We start from the raw sequence: 1,067 nt of genomic DNA, 5'->3' as shown, positions 1-1,067 counted from the left end.
CCGTCGCTGCCGCCGTCTCCGTCGCCGCCGCCATCTCCGTTACCGCCGCCGTTCCCATTGCCGCCGCCGTTCCCGCTAGAACCACTGCCACCGGGGCTGCTTCCGCTGCTGGCTCCATCTGACCCGTTCCCGCCAGATCCATTATCGCCGGTGCTTGCGCTGAGACCACCACTTCGGGTGGTGGCCGCATCTTCGGGGCCCTTGTTGCGGCCGAAAATACCGGGAAGATTTAATGGTCGCAGCCATGGATTGTCCCCCCGTTCGCCAGAATCCCGATCAAGATCTTCGGTGATCGGTTCCGGGCCGCCATCGTCACCCGACGCAGTCAACGCCTGATAGGGTTCCGTCATCTGCCCGCGGGTAATCACTGGGTTGGTGATCGGAGGAGCACCCGGTCCACCCAACCATAGTTCCAGATAGCCTTCTTCTGGAGAGGGTGTGAAGCTCACGAAGTCCCGGGCATCAATATCCAGCGCGGCTGCCATATCTTGGGCTGCTGCGCGATCTTGCGGATGAAAATACCGGACATGCGTTTCGCCGACCGTGATCGGCGTCACGACTTCCTGGGGTTTCCAGCCTTCGGCCGATAGCCATTCGATAGTCTGGTCCCGCTGATCTGTGGCACTCCGCTCTGGAACGTAGACGGCGAGGCGCAACTGAGATGCCTCCAACCGCGCCATCGCCTGCTGGGGAATAGCCTCATCTGTCTGAGCTGGGGCGCGGGTGTTTTGCATCCCTGGGGCGGCGTAACTCGATGGTTCGCTGGAGGTCGTGTCTGGCATAGCGGTCTCAATCCCAGAGCCGGGCGTCCCTTCAGGCTGTCTGAACGCAGTGCCGGCCTGCGACCCGGCTGCTTCCGACGGTGCCGGTGCCGGCGAGGTCTTAGAGTTCAGCCCTGGCAGCGGCGGCAGATGCCGCCAAATTTCTTGAGCCGTTGGAGGACTATTGCCACTCTGCTGAGCGCCCGCTTGTGCCGCCATCAAGCAGGCGACGAGGGTCAATGCTCCCAAAGGGACCTTCATATGCTTGTGTCGTCGCATCACGGCGTGGGCCTCCGGCCCTTTTGA

Annotated in this window: 1 protein-coding gene; it reads right to left on the bottom strand. The window is 62.6% G+C overall.

What is annotated here, in order from left to right; all coding sequences use genetic code 11:
• Nucleotides 1-782 (bottom strand): hypothetical protein (locus tag TY51_RS22380; RefSeq protein ID WP_197054600.1); only part of this gene is annotated, 782 nt, incomplete at its 3' end.
• Nucleotides 783-1,067: the final 285 nt, after the last annotated feature.

Source organism: Paracoccus sp. PAMC 22219, from assembly GCF_000787695.1.
Classification (GTDB): Bacteria; Pseudomonadota; Alphaproteobacteria; order Rhodobacterales; family Rhodobacteraceae; genus Paracoccus.
The sequence above is the reverse complement of the archived record's forward strand: the minus strand, read 5'-3'. Positions and strand labels throughout refer to the sequence as shown.